Below are 16,035 nucleotides of genomic sequence, written 5' to 3'. Positions count from 1 at the left end.
TTTTGGATATCATGATGTTATTGAAATCATTCAAGCAATTATTCCGCAAGCCAAAAATCAAGAGCTCAGCATGGGATGCGTCAGGTTCAGGAAGAAGGGTAATGTATTGGCAAGGAGAAGCAGGAAGCATAAACAATTTGCTATCTCAAAGCCTTGAACACCTGCGTAGTCGTTCACGTGATATGGTGAGAAAGAACTCCTATGCGGCAAACATCATCGATACGATAGTGAGTAATTGCGTTGGGACAGGAATAAAGCCGCAATCAAAAGCAAAGAATGCAGAGTTTCGGAAAAAAGTGCAAGAATTATGGCTGAGATGGACAGATGAAGCAGACAGTAGCGGAATGAGTGATTTTTATGGGTTACAAGCTTTGGTCTGTAGGAGCATGATAGAGGGAGGGGAATGTTTTGTACGGCTGAGAACGAGAAAACGAGAAGATGGACTTTGTGTGCCGTTGCAACTGCAAGTACTTGAATCAGAGCATTTAGACAATAAGAGCAATCAAACCCTTGCCAACGGTAATGTAATTAGAAACGGGATTGAGTTTAATAGACTGGGGCAAAGAGAAGCGTACTACCTATTTAGAGAACATCCAGGAGAAGGCTCGTTTGGCGAATCGGTGAGAGTGCCAGCAAATGATGTTTTACATATCTATAGACCACTAAGACCTGGGCAGATTCGAGGAGTACCGTGGCTTTCTACAGTACTGTTAAAGCTCTATGAACTTGATCAATATGATGATGCAGAATTAGTGAGAAAAAAGACTGCTGCAATGTTTGCTGGATTTATTACGAGACTCGATCCAGAAGCAAATATTTTAGGAGAAGGTGAAGCAAATGAGCATGGAGTAGCGCTGTCAGGCTTAGAACCTGGGACTATGCAATTACTTGATCCAGGAGAAGATATCAAATTTTCGGAACCATCTGATGTTGGAGGAAGTTATGAAGCATTTATGAAACAGCAGCTCAGGGCAATAGCAGTAGGCACAGGGATAACGTATGAGCAACTAACAGGAGATTTAACAGGTGTTAATTATTCATCAATCCGAGCAGGGTTAATAGAGTTTCGGCGGAGGTGCGGAATGTTACAGCATAACATAATGGTATTTCAGTTTTGCCGTCCAGTATGGGATAGGTGGTTAGAATTAGCAATACTATCTGGAGAACTCGATATAGGAGAAGAATGGACAAAAAAAGGGGCAAAAGAGGTAAAATGGATAGCGCAAGGGTTTGATTGGGTAGACCCACTAAAAGACCAGCAAGCACAGCAAATGGCGGTAAGAAATGGGTTTAAGAGCAGGTCAGAGGTGGTATCAGAGCTGGGTTACGATATAGAAGAAATAGACCAAGAAATTGCAGAAGATCAAAGGCGTGCGAGTGAATTGGGATTAAATTTTGATTCTGACGTTACTACTAATCAAGAAGTGATATGAGACAACAAATAAACAAACCAATGATGGTAGAGCCAAGAAGTTTTGAGTTACTGTCATTACAAGCAGGAAAGCAGCCAATTTTTAAAAACATAAAACATGCAGTAAAAAATAGTGAAAGTGGAATAAAAGTAATACCAATACATGGAATCTTGACGAAGAATTCAGAAGCTTTTGACGATATTTTAGGGATGACATCATATGAGAAGATACGTGAAGAGATAGAAGAAGCTTTAATAAATGAAGAAGTAGAAACAATAATTTTGGACATAGACAGCCCCGGAGGGGAAGTAAACGGTTTATTCGACCTTTCTGACTTTATTTACGAAGCAAGGGCATTGAAAAAGATCGTAGCAATAGCAAATGATGATGCGTATTCCGCAGCGTATGCAATTGCATCAAGTGCTGAAAAGGTGTATGTAAGCAGAACATCAGGAGTTGGAAGCATAGGGGTAATAGCAAGTCACATTGATCAAAGTGGATTTGATGAAAAACAGGGAATAAAATATACAACAGTATTTGCTGGAAATCGAAAAAACGATTTAAATCCACATGAGCCAATAACATCAGAAAGTATGGAAAGCTTAAAAGAAGAGGTAAATCGCCTATATGAGATGTTTGTCCAGCTCATAGCACGAAACAGAAATTTGTCCATGGAAAGAATCAAATCAACCGAAGCAGGGTTATATTTTGGAGAAAAAGCAATAGAAATAGGACTTGCTGATGGAATTACAATTTTTTCGGAGCTTAAATTTATTAACAAAAACAGGAGTATTACTATGACAGAACAAACTATAGCTAATTTTAAAGAACAAGCGATAAATTCCAAAGAGGATCTAATTGAGCAAGGTAAACGTCTTGGTTATGAAAAGTGCCGTGCTGAAGTTCATGAGATAGTACGTCTATGTAATTTATCAAAAATGCCGGAAAAAATAACAGAATTTATCGAACAGGATGTAAATGCAAAGCAAGCCCAAGAGATATTAATGTCGATACTGGCGGAGAGAACGAAAAAGACAGAGATAATGAGTACAATACCGCAAAATACACCGGAAGACTTGATGATGGAAGTAGCAAGGAGTCGTGCAGTATAACAAAAGTAGAAAATAAAGGAGAAAAGCAAAATGAGTACTATAACAGAACAAAATAACCTTGGTGATCTTCTGAAATACGAAGTTTCTAATCTATATTCAAGAGACCAAATAACGGTAGCAAAAGGGCAAAACCTTAGCTTGGGTACTGTAGTTGGCTGTAATGTTGAAGATAACGTAATTAAAATTATCAACCCAACAGCAACAGATGGCACACAAACAGCGATAGGTGTAATAGTAAGTGATGTAAATGCAATAGAAAACACCAAAGCAGTAATCATTACACGTATAGCAATGTTAGCAGATCATGCAGTGGTGTGGCCAGCAAATATCACTGAAGAGCAAAAAGCTGCAGCAATAAAGCAACTTGAAGCACGGGGTATCATCATCCGCAAAGGTGTCTAAACTCAACTTAAATTAATAGGGAAAACAAGGGGAAAAACATGCAAAATCCATTTACAAATCCAGCATTTAGTATGACAGCATTAACAAATGCAATGAACATATTGCCGATAAATTATGGTCGAACAGAAAATTTGAATTTATTTCCAAGTAGGTCAGTAAGATTTCGTCATATTACGATAGAAGAACACCAAGGAGTTCTCAGTTTATTACCAACACAATCTCCAGGAGCACCAGCAACAGTGGGAAAACGAGGAAAACGAAAAGTAAGAACATTCACAATTCCACATATTCCTCATGATGATGTAGTGCTGCCAGAGGAAGTACAGGGAATAAGAGCATTTGGATCAGAGAGTGAGCTTAAAGCGTTGGCAGATGTGATAACTGATCATTTGCAGCTAATGAGAAATAAACATGCAATAACGTTGGAGCATTTGCGAATGGGAGCGCTGAAAGGGATTATTCTGGACGCAGATGGCAGTGAATTATTAAATCTGTACAACGAATTTGAAATAACACCAAAAGTAGTAAATTTTGCCCTAGGAACTGCGACAACTGATGTAAAGCGTAAGTGTCTGGAAGTATTGCGCCATGTTGAGGACAACTTAAGTGGTGAATATATGACTGGGATTCATGCGCTGGTAAGTCCTGAGTTTTTTGATGCACTAACTTCTCATGCTAAAGTAAAAGAAGCATATGAGAGATGGCAAGAAGGAGCAGCACTTCGAAATGATATGAGATCAGGATTTACGTTCTGTGGAATAACGTTTGAGGAATATAGAGGGCAAGCAACTGATCCTGAAGGAACCGTAAGAAGATTTATAGAAAGAGATACAGGACACTGTTTTCCACTAGGAACAGCGAGTACGTTTACGACATATTTTGCACCAGCAGACTTTAATGAAACGGTAAATACTCTTGGACAGCCACTATATGCAAAACAAGAGCCAAGGAGGTTTGATAGAGGAACTGACCTTCACACCCAATCCAACCCTTTGCCGATGTGCCACCGTCCGGGGATATTAGTAAAAATCGTTGCAGCATAGAGGAGCCAAAAAGGAGAGAATGACTTTCCTCCTAATAGCCACTTTCTTAGCGTGCTTCTTAAGTTACTATATAAAGGCAAGGTATGCAAATGGTTTTTGTAGACAGAGCAACTACAAGAAAGGAGGTACAAAAAAGGATTGCTCTGCCTACACAAGCTTTAGAAGTTTAGTAAGTATAAAGGAAGAATGCAAGAAAACATTAAAAGATTATTTGCAGATTGTTTTACACATCTAGGGCAGCAAGCGTTGTATGAATCAAAGGATAAGTCATACAAGGTACAGATATTAAAGCAACAGCCAGATAAATTATACGGGATTGGTGAAGGACAATTTGTAGGGGAGATGTTGATTTTGGAGGTGAGTGTCTTTGATGTATTGCAACCAATGGTGGGGGATATTTTTGTTATAGGTGATTGCAAATACAAAATACATACGCCACCACTTAGGGACAAATCTGGAATGATCTGGAGAATCGAAGCGTCTGGATGTCTATTAATATAGAAGTTACCGATAATATTAATAAGGTAATTGAAAGTATAAATGCTGAAAGGAAAAAAGTGGAAAAAGCGACGGAGAGGGCATTAAACAAAACAGCACTATGGTTAAAAACGCAAGCTGCTAAGGAAATCAGTGAGGAAAAGAAGATAAAATTAAGTTTGATAAGAAAGAGATTAAGAATTTTTAAGGCGAAAACTAGCAGATTAGACGTGTTAATTAGAGCGAATCTCTATGACATTAGAGCATCGACAATTGGCAAAACACAAAAAACAAGAAGAGGATCGAAAGTAGGAAAGCACCAATTTATAGGAGGATTTGCAGCAGTTATGCCAAAAGGAAATAGCGGTATGTTTAAGCGTGAAGGAAGAACAGCATTGCCAATAAAGGAAGTTAAATTGCCACTAGAACCAGAAGCATCAAAAGTAATAAGAGATCTTGTTAATTATGAGGTTGAAAGGATGTTTGGAAAGTTCTTTGAACGTGAATTGAACTATATTACAAGAAATGTATGAATTTTAAAGATTTGCATAATGCAATCTGCACTACGCTGAAGAGAGAAATATCGTCTATACAGACATGTGAAATTTATCCAGCAATAAGGAAAGAATTAGTAGCACCAGCGTTATTTGTAGAGCTTGTGAGTTTAGAATCGGGAAAAGATCCTGGAACAGAGGAATTGGCGCTGAGAGCAAGATTTGAGGCGAGAGTGGTAGTTGATGGAACAGTCGAGGATTCCTCGGTGGTTGTAAGGTCACTGGCAGCGGAAATTGCAAGGGTAGTGAATAAGAATACTTGGAACGTGAAAAATATTGCACCTGGAGAGTTTTTATCAGCAGGAGGAGATGATTTTAGGCCAGAGTTGGATGCATATCTAGTGTGGATGGTTGAATGGGTGCATGAAATCCATGTATGGAAGTCAGTGTGGTCAGAAACTGGTATCATACCACATACAATAAGTGTTGGCGAAAATGTTAGAGCATAATTTTGCAATTTCAGAGCTGAATAGGAAGTTAGCGAATATTATTCGTATAGGTCTAGTTAAAGAAGTAGACTATGAAAAAGCGAGAGTGCGGGTAAAAATAGGAGAATTTATAACCGATTGGCTTCCGTGGGTAACGGCAAGAGCAGGAGAAGATAGAAGTTGGTTTGTGCCGAATATTGATGAGCAAGTAATAGTATTATCGCCATTTGGGGAATTATCTTTGGGAGTAGTATTACCAGCAATATATCAGGAGAAATATCCGCCTCCAGAGAATAAAAAGGAAATAAGTAGTGTGGTATTTAAAGATGGGACAAAGTTATTGTACGACAAGGAAAAGCATCATTTTGAAGTTGACGTAGTAGATAAAATAACATTGCAAGTTGGGAAATCAAGTATAGAAATAACAAAGGAAGGAATAAAACTTAAGGCACAAAGAATAAATCTAAATTAGGAAAAGGAATGAATAAATCAGTTATATGCCTAGGAGATCACTGCGGGGAAGCGTTGCCGCATTTTTGTATAAGTGGAAGCAGTGATGTATTTGCGAATAGTAGACCAATTTGTAGGCAAGGAGATAGTTTTAGTGAAAATAAGGTAATGGCACAAGGGTCGAAAGCAGTGTTTGCAAATGGTCATGGTATAGGAAGAGTTGGGGATTCAGTATCTTGTGGTTTTAAGGTAATAAGTGGAAGTAGTAATGTTTTTTCAGAATAAAAATAAACCATGTGCTATACTTACCAAAAGTAAAATTATGAACATGGATATAACTACTAGCCTATTAGGAGACGTTAGTAATTTAATAGATAGAGCAAAGAATCATCTTTCTGTTCAATTCAATTCTACTCTAGTATTGTTAAACTGGGAAATTGGCTCCAGAATTGATCAAGATATCCTAAAGCACAAACGTGCAGATTATGGGAAGCAAATCATCTCCCAACTTGCAAAAGAACTTCAGATGAAATATGGACGTGGATTTGATAGAGCCTCATTATTTCGGATGGTGCAATTTTCCAAATTCTTTCCCGATCAAGAAATTGTCGCGACACTGTCACAACAATTGAGTTGGTCACATTTTGTAGAAATTATCGCAATTTCTGATGAGCTGAAGCGTAATTATTATATAGAAATGTGTCGTATTGAAAGATGGAGTGTTAGAGCACTACGTAGTAGAATCGATACCATGTTGTATGAACGTACAGCACTAGCAAAAAAGCCTGAGGACTTCATAAGACAAAGCATCAAACAGTTACGTGAAGAAAATACGTTAGCCCCCGAATTCATTTTTCACGATCCATACTTCCTTAACTTTGTGGAATTGCCATCAAGTCATAGTGAGACTGATCTAGAAAATACGATTTTGGATGAATTGGTAAAATTTTTACAAGAGTTTGGTAATGATTTTTGTTTTGTGACACGTCAAAAAAGGATGAGTACCGAAAGAATTGATAGGTATTTAGACTTGCTATTTTTTCATAGGGGATTAAGGCGCCTTATTGCAATAGAACTAAAAATTGGTCGATTTGAACCAGCTTATAAAGGACAGATGGAATGGTACTTAAATTGGTTAGATAAAAATGAACGAAAACCAGATGAAGAAAAACCCCTAGGGATTATTTTGTGTGCTGATAAGGATCAAGAAGATATAGAATACCTGGAGCTTGAAGGATCTAATATTCATGTTGCACAGTATTTAACACAGTTGCCTCCTAAGGAAATCCTTGAGGAGAAGTTGAGAAAAGCTATCTCTATAGCTCGTGAAAAATACGCAAGTACTAAGAAGAAAATGATTAAATAGATATAACACAAAAGGCAACGTGTTTATGCGAGGAATGGACGTTAATACTGGGAAAGAGCTTGAAGGAATAGAACATTTAAAGCAATCAATAGTTAATATTTTAACCACGCCGATAGGCAGCAGAATAATGAGGAGGGAGCATGGCTCAAGGTTATCTGAGTTAATTGATCGGCCAATAAATAGAGATTTTACGTTAGAAATTTATGCGGCAACAGCGAAAGCACTACAAAAGTGGGAAACAAGGTTCAAACTCGAAAAGGTAAAAATCACAGAAGTAAAAGAAGGGAAAGTCACAATTTCTTTGGATGGGATTTATCTACCAAATGGGAAAAATATTCATTTTGAAGGAATTGTAGTATAAAGATGGAGCAGCCAAATATTATCGAACCACTGAACTTTGAAGAGATTTTTGCTCGGATGAAGGAAGAGTTAGTGAAGCGTGATGCAAGTTTTACAGCATTAGTAGAATCTGATCCAGCAATGAAGGTTCTGGAAGTAGCAGCCTGGAGGGAATTGTTACTAAGACAAAGAATAAATGAAGCAGTAAAGAATAATTTACTGAAATTTGCAAGGGGAGAAGATCTTGATAATTTGGCTGAGTTTTATGGTGTAGAAAGGGAAAAGGGGGAAGATGACGAACGATTTAGAAAAAGAATTAAAGCAAAGATATTTGGCTGGAGCACAGGAGGAAATTATCGGTATTATGCATTATCAGCAGATACGAGAGTTAAAGATGCATTAGTAGAATCACCTGTACCAGGAAAAGTACAAATTTCGATCTTATCAACACAATTATCCACAACTGGCATACCGCCAAAAGAATTACTAGAAATTGTCAGAAATCAGCTAAACAAGGAGGATGTGAGGATTTTAACAGATACGATTGAAGTGGTAAGTTGCAATATTACGGAAATAGATATTCACAGCAGAATGAGCATAAGTTCTGTAATATCAAAGGAGGAAATTAAGGAACAGTTCATTAAGAAGTTTGAAGCAAGTAGAAGGCTGGGATGGAGTGTAACAAGATCATGGATTATAGCGAATTTGTTCGTAGAAGGAGTGGAAAACGTGGAATTAATCGAGCCAAGAGAGGATGTTATTGTAGCAGGAAATGAGTGTGCTGCCTTAAGAAATTTAAAGATTGAGTTGAATTAATGTTACTGCCACCAAATGCAACAAAACAAGAGCAAGCATTAGTAGAGGCTATTGATTACAAAGTAGATCCAAGTTGTATCAGAGGGTTTAAATTTAACCTAAAAGAAGAAGTATTGCCGTGGTTGGTTGAAGAATACGGGTTAGAAGAAATTCTACGCTGGGCAAAAGATAAAAGAAGAGCGATAAAAGAAGGAATAAAATTTCAGCGTTTAAGAGGAACACCAGCGTCACTGAAAATAGCATTAAAATGGGCAAGTATAGATGATATTACAATTATTGAAGAGCCACCCGGTAAACACTTTTTTGAATTACAAATAGGGATAAGAGACGTACCAAATGATTTCTTTGTTGATGCAGTAGTAGAACTAGCAAAACTATCACTACCTGCAAGATCGAGGCTAATGAGGCTTTTCAATGACCACTATAATATTGGCAGATTTATTTTAGACGAAAGTTTTTTTGGCAGCTTATTATCAGACTACTCTGGTACAAAGATCGAAAAAGATGGACCAGTGTTATCATTTGGAAGAGTAAATTTTTTCAGGTCTAGTGGTCCAGTTATTAGGATTATAGAAAATTATCTACGCGATCATTATGAACGAGCTTTAAGCAATGACATATATCGCTTGGATGTAGCAATACTTGGAGAAACAGAGCCTCACACAAAGAATTATAACGGTATTTATGAAAGAAGTCATCTGTGGTATAACTTCAAAGCGCTATATCCGCTACCACAGAGCTTATTACCGGCAATTAAGTTTGCTAAAGCGCAGGTAGTATTATCGGACAGTTGGAGTTTAGGAGAAATAAACGCATGTTTTCCGGTTACTAGTATAGAAGAGGAAGGGGATAAATTTTTACTAGGAAGTGATAAACTATCTGAACAACTGTGGAATTTAAAATATAAACCAATTTTAGAAAGGTTTAGCGTTACTCACCACTACAAGGTAGAAGATTTTACCAATCAAAAAGTTATAAGATATGGTGTGGCAGAGCACTATGTTCATTTTGAAAACAATTTAGATTTAGAGCAAAAGGATGCAATACACGAGTTAGAAAGTTACATTTTAGTGTTTTACCCAGGTGTTCTAACATGGCACGAACATCGTCACTTGAACAGAAGTTGGGAAGAGAAACAAGTAATATGTTTAATGCATTAAGCATATATATTTATATCTTCATATGCTATATTAGTATTTAGTTAAAAAAGGTGTACTACACGAAAAAAGACTTGCCTTTTTATGCTAAAACACGCATAACTTAAATAGTAGCAAGTAAACAAAAAAAATTGGTCTTGCACTAAAGAAAGCCAAATTGGCGTATGTTTTTATAGTGAGGTATGAAATGAGGTTTAGCAAGGAAAAGAGAGAAGCTTTTAATAAGTCATTTTATGAATTATTAGAGAACTCATTTAAGAATATTAATGAAAAAAACGAAAAAGGTGAAACAATACTGCACAAGGCAGCAAGAATGTCGACAAGAAAAAAAGTAAGTTTTCTAGTCAAGAAAGGAGCGGAAGTCAATGCGAGAGATAACAGGGGTTTTACACCGCTCCATTGGGCAGTATCGGCGAAACGTCTAGAGAACGTGAAAGAGCTGATAAGATCAGGAGCGGAAGTAAATGCTACTGAAGGAATGAGCAAATATACGCCACTGCATCTTGCGTGTATGGTATGGGCAGAAAGGATAATAAAAGAGCTAGTAAAAGCAGGAGCGGCCGTTAATCAGCCAGATAAGTTTGGTAATACACCGATGTATTGGCTAATGGACAATGAAAAGAATAAAGAGGTGAAGAAATTCCTGGAAAAGCAAGGAGGTGTAGTAAGAGATAGACCAGAGATATGCGATGAAATAGTGGAGTCGGTTGGAGAAATGGTAGATGTATGGAGTAGAACCGAAGTTAAAAGGGAAGGTGGTAAGTTTAGAAGAAATAAGAAAAAGAGATGAGTCGCTAATAATAGAAGATTTTAACAAAGTAATAAGCAGGGTGGTGGGCAAGATGAACACTATGATTAAAGAATTTGATGAAAGATAGATAGTTGAGGTATATTATGGTAAAGTTTAACAAAGAAACAAAAAATGCTTTTGATAAGTTACTGAAAGCAATATCAGAAGAAAACATAAATGGAAAAGATTCAGGTGGTTGTACGGCATTGCACCGAGCAGCACAAGTGTCAAACCCAGAAGTAATAAAGTTATTAATAGAAAAAGGTGCAGGTATAAACGATAGAAACAATAGAGGCGAGACACCGTTGCACCTAGCAGCATTTTTAGGAAATAGAAAGAATGTGAAAGCACTGATAGAGAAAGGAGCCGAGGTAAATGCAAAGTCGAACAACAAAGCAGTACCACTACACTTAGCCTGTTTAGCAGGGAGGAAAGGAACAATAGAAGAGTTAATGAAGGCGGGAGGAGATCTTGATACAGTAGATAAATTTGGATGTAGTCCACTAAACTATGCGAAGATTTACCAGAAGGTAACGAATTTTCTAGAGAAAAGGGGAGTGAATATGAGAGATGTGGCGGTGATGTATGGAGAAGCAAACAAGGCAATAGAGGAGATAATGGAGAAACGAAACGTAAATGAATTACAACTGCAGGAGGTAGATTTAACAGATTAAACATATAGATTTATATCTTAATATAATATGCTGAAAAAATGTGTATATTTTGTAAAAAAAAACTTGCTTTTTATGCTAAAACAGCCCTAAGTGAAAAAGTAGCTAGTAAACAAACAAGATTTGCTAAGCGCTGAAGTGAGCCAAATTGGAGCCACTTTATATTACATTAATAGCTGAGGAAAGTTATGGTAAAATTTAGTAAGAAAGAAAGAGAAGAATTTAATAAGTCGTGGAAAGAAGTATTAGATAACTCAATAGAAAATATTAATAAAAAAGACACAAAAGGGAGGACGATACTACATTACGCGGTGGGAATGCCAGATCCGAAAAAAGTGAAATTATTAATCAAAAAGGGAGCAGATGTAGATGCAGCAGATGCCGGGAAATATAGACCACTACACCTAGCAGTCATGGGGCAACGTGTAGAAAATACAAAGGAGCTGATAAAGGCAGGAGCAGATATAAACGCAGTGGAACGAAGTAGCAAATTTGCCCCGTTACACCTTGCCTGCATGGTAAGTGAAATAAAAATAGTAGAAGAGCTAGTAAAAGCGGGAGGGAATGTGGAACAAAAGGATAAATTTGGCAAGACCCCAATGGATTATGCGAGAAATAATAAAGAGATAAAAGAAGTGTTAGAAAACATAAAAATCGCAAATAAACAGAGGGAATTTATAGAAAGAATAAGAGTTGTATCGGAAAGTACGGCAGCAGGTGTAAAGGAAGAGCTAGAAACTGTGGATGAGAAAGTGCTATAGCGTTTAAAAATTCAGAAGGGCTGTGTTTGAAAAGGTGATTATATGGAAAAAAAAGTAGAAAAAGAGGTAAAATATTTAGAGAAAAAACCACTAGCAGAACTGAAAAAAATATGGAAGAAGGTATTTGAGGAAGAAGCACCTAGACACTCAAAGAAATACCTGATACCAAGATTGGCGTATAGGTTGCAGGAGAAAGCGTATGGAGAAATATCAAGAAAAGGAGCAAAAAGACTAGAATACCTGGCAGATCGGCTAGAGCAGGGAAAAAGGATAAGTAGCGATAAACTGCCAGTAGAGGGAACGGAGTTGATACTAGAAAGAGGTGAGGAAACGCACGCGGTAATGGTAACAGATAAGGGTTTAATCTACAGAGAAGAATTTTTTACGTCACTATCAGCAGTAGCAGGGAAAATAATGGGAATGAGCTATAATGGGCCACTCCTATTTGGAATGAGAGATAAGGAGAAAAGATGCTAAAAGAAGTAAGATGTGCGATATATACGAGAAAATCAAATGAGGATGGACTAGAACAAAAGTTTAATAGCTTGGACGCACAAAGGGTAGCATGTGAAAAGTATATAAAGAGTCGAGAAGGGTGGGTAGCATTGGCAAAAAAGTACGATGATGGAGGCTATTCAGGAAGTAATTTAAACAGACCAGCGATAAAGGAGTTATTTGATGATGTAAAAGCCGGAGAGATAGACTGTGTGGTAGTGTATACGCTAGATAGGTTATCAAGAGAAACAAAAGACTGCATAGAAGTAACGTCATTTTTTAGAAGGCACCGGATAAGTTTTGTAGCAGTAACACAGATATTTGATAACAATACACCAATGGGAAAATTTGTGCAAACAGTGCTATCAGGGGCGGCACAACTAGAAAGAGAAATGATAGTAGAGAGAGTAAAAAATAAAATAGCAACATCGAAAGAACAAGGGTTATGGATGGGAGGGAATGTGCCGTTAGGATATGATGTAAAGGAGAAGGAATTAATAATAAATGAAAAAGAAGCAAAAGTAATAAAGCACATATTTGAAAGATATATGGAGCTGAAGTCAATGGCAGGATTAGCAAGAGAGTTAAATAGCCAAGGGTACCGAACGAAAGCAAAATCAGATATCTTTAAAAAGGCCACGGTAAGGAGAATAATAACAAATCCAGTATATATGGGAAAAACAAGACATTATGAAAAACAGTATGAGGGAAAGCATGAAGCAATAATAGAAGAAGAAAAATGGCAAAAAGCGCAAGAATTGATAAAGAATCAACCGTATCGAGGCAAAAAATATGAAGAGGCGCTACTAAAGGGGATGATAAGATGCAGATGCTGCAAAGTAAACATGACGCTGACATACTCAAAAAAAGAAAATAAAAGGTATCGATATTATATATGCAATAACCATTTAAGAGGAAAAGATTGTGGATCAATAAATCGAACCGTAGTAGCCGGAGAAGTGGAAAAAGAAGTAATGAAGAGAGCGGAATGCTTATATGAGAATTGGGAAAAAGGGGCAAAAAAAGAGAAATGGGAAAATTTAAGTTTCAGAGAACAGAAAGAAGCAGTGAAAAAATTAATAAAGGTAGTGTGGGTAAGAGAGGAAGGAGTAGAAGTATGTTCTGAATCAGAGGAGACATTTATAGCAATGAATTTGAAGAAGAAAGGAAACAAATGCACAGTAGTGGAACCAGAAGGAAAAACAAACAATGCGCTACTGAAAGCGGTGGTGAGAGCCCATCTTTGGAAACGGCAGCTAGAAGAAGAAAAATATGCAAGTGTGAAGGAACTGAGTATCAAAATTAATATAGGTACAAGACGTATACAACAAATTTTAAGATTAAATTATTTGGCTCCAAAAATTAAGGAAGACATAGTAAATGGGAGGCAGCCAAGTAGTTTGAGGTTAGTTGATTTAAGGGAAATACCAATGCTGTGGAGTGAGCAATTGGAAAAGTTTTACAAGTTAGCGTCTTAAATTACACACACTAAATACAACAAATTTTAATAGAGAGAAAAACATTATGAAAAAGATAGGGAAAGCTATTGCTGAAAAGCTTAAAAATAAAAAAGGTACCACTACCGCAAAAGAAGCTGATATGGAGATGCCTGCAGATGTTGAGGAAGTTAAAGTTGAAATAAAAAAGCAAACCAATACAGTTGATAAAGCTACAGAAACTGACACTAAATTATGTAATATAAATAGTGAAGATCTTCAACCTATATGTGAAAGTAGCGAAAAAGCGCAAAATGATTCAGTAGAAACCACTGTAGAACCAACTTCCGTCGATAGAGCTGACAGCCCATCTTCCGCTGAATCTAACCACATTAAAACCATTGCCCTTCTCTGGCTTTTTTGATTGTTTCGTTTACTTCTGCCTTATTACAAACTTGCCCAGGCTTAAAAATATCTTCAATTAACATACCTTTCCTCAGCCTGTAAAGATATTACGTACAATACATAGTACAAATAAAAGCTAATGCAAGCATAATTTTTCCAACTTTTGTTTTTTTACTCCCATAAACTTCGCTGACATTGATGCTGCTATGTTTAATTAGCTACAACTGCCAGATTAACAACATTGTACCTATTTTAGTATCACTGTTATCAAAATATAAAGAGGTTGTTTACCTGCTGTGGTTACTCCTCATCGTCATAGTCAGGATATTGAGGAGGAGCTTCTCCTTGCTTTTTAGTAACTTTTGGATATCTTTTTCCAACTTCTGCTTCAATGATACCACAACATTCTACTAAGAACTCCCAATTATCACCATAATCAAAAAGAAAAACCATTTTTTTATCTGACTCAAAAACCTTATAGATATAAGAATTTCTGACGCTTTTTTCATTAGGCATAACAGTCAGACTAGAATCAGTATCATAAAATAAAGTGTATACTTCATTGCTTTTATAAATATCATTTATGTTACTATAAAAACCAAATGAATGATCCAATCCAAAATCAAAAGCACCTATGATAGCCTCTGCAAACTTATAAAGGCTTGATGTACCTTTCAATGCTATTTCACGATAGATTTTCTTGTTCAGAGAGACTTTAAATAGGTATACTTTTTCTTTATCATCCACCTAATTTACCTTTAACTTATATAAATTAACCAATAGCAAAAAAAATAACACAAGTCAAGCTCGATGCATAAACCTCAAATAACTAGCGGCAATAACGTTATCTAGTGGAGAAAGCTGCCTCTCTCCACTCAACTTCAGGATCTTAAAAAGCTATTTGAAAAATCTCTAAAACTTAACCTCTATCCTTGTCAACTTGGGCTATTTTAAACTTCCACAACTGCAGGATTAACACCATTTTTAACTTCAACATTACTAAGTGCTGTATTTGCCTTATACGAACAGTAACATCCTACTGCAAGAAAAATCGATGCAGCTACAGCAAATGTAATACATATCGCTAAATAAGGTATTGTTAAACTCACACCAACAGCACACACCCCAGACAATATAAAAAAAGTAGAGGCATAATTACCTTGCCTTATACTCTGAGTGTTTGCTTCTGAGAATTTTTTGTTTTTACCATTCAACTCTTTAGTTTTTGCAGCCAATTCTCGCTGCGCACTACCCCGCTCCTGTAAAGCCCTTTGATTTACAACACCTAGGTCTCGCTCTTTTTCTCTGAGTTGATATTTCACACCCTCAAGTTCATTAGTTTTTGCAGCCAATTCTCGCTGTGCACTATCCCGCTCCTGTAAAGTCCTTTGATTTACAACACCTAGGTCTCGCTCTTTTTCTCTGAGTTGACATTTCACATCCTCAAGTTCATTAGTTTTTGCAGCTAATTCTCGCTGCGCACTACTTAACTGTTGACTCTCTGCTTCAGCAGGGCTAGCCACTCCACTAATTTCTTTACCACTCCAATTAGTACCCCAGGAAAAACAACTGCCATCATCTGAATCAGTATCCAGAGAAGCATGCCTATCTGTCACACTATCCTGATTAGATTGTTGACTTTTTAGCTTATCAAGTGCATCTTTCAGCTTCAAAGCAAGTGTATTAGGATGTACAGCCTTCGACTGATTTTCGAAAAAGGTACAATGTTCCCTAGCTTCGTTGCTACTATCCACTGAAACTCCATTACTAATTTTGTCCAATCCTAAATCAAGATAAAAAAGCTTTGTAAGACTACCATTAGCTAAGGCTTCTATACCTTCATCACCAATCTTGTTGCTTTCCAAATAAAGAGAAATAAGACCTATAAAATTACCATTAGCTAAAGCTTTTGCACCTTCAT

At 36.8% G+C, this 16,035-nt stretch carries 22 protein-coding genes; 20 read left to right on the top strand and 2 right to left on the bottom strand.

The window, feature by feature from the left end:
• Window positions 1-14 precede the first annotated feature (14 nt).
• The 20 genes from INQ25_RS00910 (at window position 15) to INQ25_RS00820 (ending at window position 14,133) form a co-directional block, all read left to right on the top strand.
• Window positions 15-1,433, top strand: coding sequence for a phage portal protein (locus tag INQ25_RS00910; RefSeq protein ID WP_213862855.1), 1,419 nt, complete (start codon window positions 15-17; stop codon window positions 1,431-1,433).
• Window positions 1,430-2,524: a S49 family peptidase gene (locus tag INQ25_RS00905; protein ID WP_213862814.1), complete on the top strand. Its 1,095-nt coding sequence runs from the start codon at window positions 1,430-1,432 to the stop codon at window positions 2,522-2,524. The genes INQ25_RS00910 and INQ25_RS00905 overlap by 4 nt, the downstream gene beginning before the upstream one ends.
• A gap of 30 nt (window positions 2,525-2,554) precedes the next feature.
• Window positions 2,555-2,926: a head decoration protein gene (locus tag INQ25_RS00900; RefSeq protein WP_213862813.1), complete on the top strand. Its 372-nt coding sequence runs from the start codon at window positions 2,555-2,557 to the stop codon at window positions 2,924-2,926.
• A gap of 38 nt (window positions 2,927-2,964) precedes the next feature.
• Complete coding sequence (locus tag INQ25_RS00895) at window positions 2,965-3,969, top strand: major capsid protein (protein ID WP_213862812.1); 1,005 nt, start codon at window positions 2,965-2,967, stop codon at window positions 3,967-3,969.
• A gap of 186 nt (window positions 3,970-4,155) precedes the next feature.
• Window positions 4,156-4,470, top strand: a complete 315-nt coding sequence (locus INQ25_RS00890; protein ID WP_213862811.1) for a head-tail joining protein — start codon at window positions 4,156-4,158, stop codon at window positions 4,468-4,470.
• Window positions 4,455-4,979 (top strand): phage tail protein, encoded by a 525-nt coding sequence (locus tag INQ25_RS00885; RefSeq protein ID WP_213862810.1) that lies wholly within the window; start codon window positions 4,455-4,457, stop codon window positions 4,977-4,979. Before INQ25_RS00890 ends, INQ25_RS00885 begins: the two co-directional genes overlap by 16 nt.
• A complete protein-coding gene (locus INQ25_RS00880) occupies window positions 4,976-5,449 on the top strand; it encodes a hypothetical protein (protein WP_213862809.1) in 474 nt (157 codons plus the stop codon). Before INQ25_RS00885 ends, INQ25_RS00880 begins: the two co-directional genes overlap by 4 nt.
• The gene (locus INQ25_RS00875) at window positions 5,436-5,900 is read left to right on the top strand and encodes a phage baseplate assembly protein V (RefSeq protein ID WP_213862808.1); all 465 of its coding nucleotides are present in this window, start codon (window positions 5,436-5,438) and stop codon (window positions 5,898-5,900) included. The genes INQ25_RS00880 and INQ25_RS00875 overlap by 14 nt, the downstream gene beginning before the upstream one ends.
• An 8-nt stretch (window positions 5,901-5,908) precedes the next feature.
• Window positions 5,909-6,163, top strand: coding sequence for a PAAR domain-containing protein (locus INQ25_RS00870; protein WP_213862807.1), 255 nt, complete (start codon window positions 5,909-5,911; stop codon window positions 6,161-6,163).
• A gap of 37 nt (window positions 6,164-6,200) precedes the next feature.
• Window positions 6,201-7,244, top strand: coding sequence for a PDDEXK nuclease domain-containing protein (locus INQ25_RS00865; protein ID WP_246484040.1), 1,044 nt, complete (start codon window positions 6,201-6,203; stop codon window positions 7,242-7,244).
• Window positions 7,245-7,269: 25 nt separating this feature from the next.
• On the top strand, window positions 7,270-7,605 hold the full coding sequence (locus INQ25_RS00860; RefSeq protein ID WP_213862853.1) for a GPW/gp25 family protein: 336 nt from the start codon (window positions 7,270-7,272) through the stop codon (window positions 7,603-7,605).
• 2 nt (window positions 7,606-7,607) lie between these two features.
• Window positions 7,608-8,399, top strand: a complete 792-nt coding sequence (locus INQ25_RS00855) for a baseplate assembly protein (protein ID WP_213862806.1) — start codon at window positions 7,608-7,610, stop codon at window positions 8,397-8,399.
• Window positions 8,399-9,559: a phage tail protein gene (locus INQ25_RS00850; protein WP_213862805.1), complete on the top strand. Its 1,161-nt coding sequence runs from the start codon at window positions 8,399-8,401 to the stop codon at window positions 9,557-9,559. Before INQ25_RS00855 ends, INQ25_RS00850 begins: the two co-directional genes overlap by 1 nt.
• Before the next feature lie 184 nt (window positions 9,560-9,743).
• Window positions 9,744-10,346: an ankyrin repeat domain-containing protein gene (locus tag INQ25_RS00845; protein ID WP_246484039.1), complete on the top strand. Its 603-nt coding sequence runs from the start codon at window positions 9,744-9,746 to the stop codon at window positions 10,344-10,346.
• The gene (locus INQ25_RS06580; protein WP_281410239.1) at window positions 10,312-10,434 is read left to right on the top strand and encodes a hypothetical protein; all 123 of its coding nucleotides are present in this window, start codon (window positions 10,312-10,314) and stop codon (window positions 10,432-10,434) included. The genes INQ25_RS00845 and INQ25_RS06580 overlap by 35 nt, the downstream gene beginning before the upstream one ends.
• Window positions 10,435-10,450: 16 nt before the next feature.
• Window positions 10,451-11,020, top strand: coding sequence for an ankyrin repeat domain-containing protein (locus INQ25_RS00840; RefSeq protein ID WP_213862804.1), 570 nt, complete (start codon window positions 10,451-10,453; stop codon window positions 11,018-11,020).
• 185 nt (window positions 11,021-11,205) lie between these two features.
• Window positions 11,206-11,778, top strand: coding sequence for an ankyrin repeat domain-containing protein (locus INQ25_RS00835; RefSeq protein ID WP_213862803.1), 573 nt, complete (start codon window positions 11,206-11,208; stop codon window positions 11,776-11,778).
• Between the two features lie 42 nt (window positions 11,779-11,820).
• Entirely contained in the window at window positions 11,821-12,255 is a 435-nt protein-coding gene (locus INQ25_RS00830) for a DUF2924 domain-containing protein (RefSeq protein ID WP_213862802.1), read from the top strand.
• Complete coding sequence (locus INQ25_RS00825; RefSeq protein ID WP_213862801.1) at window positions 12,249-13,751, top strand: recombinase family protein; 1,503 nt, start codon at window positions 12,249-12,251, stop codon at window positions 13,749-13,751. Before INQ25_RS00830 ends, INQ25_RS00825 begins: the two co-directional genes overlap by 7 nt.
• A 46-nt stretch (window positions 13,752-13,797) precedes the next feature.
• Window positions 13,798-14,133: a hypothetical protein gene (locus tag INQ25_RS00820; protein ID WP_213862800.1), complete on the top strand. Its 336-nt coding sequence runs from the start codon at window positions 13,798-13,800 to the stop codon at window positions 14,131-14,133.
• Window positions 14,134-14,414: 281 nt separating this feature from the next.
• On the opposite strand, the gene INQ25_RS00815 is transcribed toward INQ25_RS00820, so the two are convergent.
• Both INQ25_RS00815 and INQ25_RS00810 read right to left on the bottom strand, forming a co-directional pair.
• A complete protein-coding gene (locus INQ25_RS00815; RefSeq protein ID WP_213862799.1) occupies window positions 14,415-14,861 on the bottom strand; it encodes an IS1096 element passenger TnpR family protein in 447 nt (148 codons plus the stop codon).
• Between the two features lie 203 nt (window positions 14,862-15,064).
• The coding region (locus INQ25_RS00810; protein ID WP_458695332.1) for a TomO hydrophobic C-terminal domain-containing protein at window positions 15,065-16,035 on the bottom strand (971 nt) is incomplete at its 5' end.

Source organism: Wolbachia endosymbiont of Rhagoletis cerasi (genome assembly GCF_018454475.1).
GTDB lineage: Bacteria > Pseudomonadota > Alphaproteobacteria > Rickettsiales > Anaplasmataceae > Wolbachia > Wolbachia pipientis.
The sequence above is the reverse complement of the archived record's forward strand: the minus strand, read 5'-3'. Positions and strand labels throughout refer to the sequence as shown.